The sequence below is a fragment of the Craterilacuibacter sp. genome (assembly GCF_051659485.1).
Taxonomy (GTDB): Bacteria; Pseudomonadota; Gammaproteobacteria; order Burkholderiales; family Chromobacteriaceae; genus Craterilacuibacter.
This window is the reverse complement of record NZ_JBOFOO010000140.1, coordinates 1-1,042: the sequence shown is the minus strand read 5'-3', so window position 1 is coordinate 1,042 and position 1,042 is coordinate 1. Positions and strand designations below refer to the sequence as shown.

1 protein-coding gene is annotated in these 1,042 nt (G+C 55.0%); it reads left to right on the top strand.

Annotated features, from left to right (window positions below; translation table 11 throughout):
* Window positions 1-65 precede the first annotated feature (65 nt).
* Window positions 66-860: an outer membrane protein OmpK gene (locus ACRC1E_RS04805; RefSeq protein WP_438513971.1), complete on the top strand. Its 795-nt coding sequence runs from the start codon at window positions 66-68 to the stop codon at window positions 858-860.
* The last annotated feature ends 182 nt before the right edge of the window (window positions 861-1,042 follow it).

Below are 1,042 nucleotides of genomic sequence, written 5' to 3'. Positions count from 1 at the left end.
AGCTATATTCTGCGCGCTTCACGCACGGATTCCGCGTGGTTTTCTTTCTGCTTACAGGATATTCAATGTCTATTCGCTCCCTTATCGCGCTGGGCTGTGCATTGGCCGCCCCGGCTGCCCTTGCTTCCAATGACTGGTCATTCAAGAACGTCAGTGTCAACTGGCTGGACTGGTCCAATGGCACCGAAGCACGCACCAATGCCGGCGCTTTTGGCGGCAAGAAAGATTTTGCCTTCCTTGAACTGGAAGGCGGCTTTGGCGGCAACTGGGGCGAAGCCTATGGTTTCTTCGATATCGAAAACCCGGGTATGGGTTCGACCGAGGCGGATAGTCGTGACCAGCGCCGTTACGCTGCCAAAGCCATCGCGCGCTTCAACTTGGGCGAAGTGTCCGGTATGCCGGTGCAGCTTTACACCCACTTATACGACACGCGTGACCACCATGATTTCTTCAACCAGAACCGCGTACTGGGTCTGGGTACTAGCTGGAGTCAGGGCAACTTCTGGATCAAGCCGTTTATTGGAGCACACCAGGAGTTGAAGTCGGGTGTAGGTGCTCACTTCAACGGCTGGATGGCAGGCTATGTGGCGGGCTATAGCTTTACTGCTTTCGGTCAGTCGCTGATGGCGACGCAGTGGCATGAAACCGAATTTGCCCGCAAAGATCGTTTTCTGGCAATGGGCAATCCGGATGGCGGTGTAACCCAAGGCGAGAAAACCGGGCAGAACGGTGCGGTCGCGCTGTGGTGGAACGTTAACAAAGCACTGACCACCGGTATCCAGTACCGCTATGCCGATAACAAACTGGGTACCGCCGCACAGCAGAATGGCATGGTCTACACGGTAAAATACAACTTCTGATGCTTGCGTTTGCAAGATGAAAAAAGCCCCGGCATCTGTCCGAGGCTGGATTGATCACAGACAGGCCGGATACTCCGGCCTGTTGTCGTTTTAGCGTGGCGCTGCGTCCTCGGTGCCATCTATGTCCTGATCCACCTCGGCAAACCATTTTTCTACAATCTGCTCTACCGTCTCGCAACCCG

Excerpts from the sequence above, each read along its gene's own strand:
- ACRC1E_RS04805 (WP_438513971.1), top strand. The coding sequence starts at position 66 with ATGTCTATTCGCTCCCTTATCGCGCTGGGCTGTGCATTGGCCGCCCCG.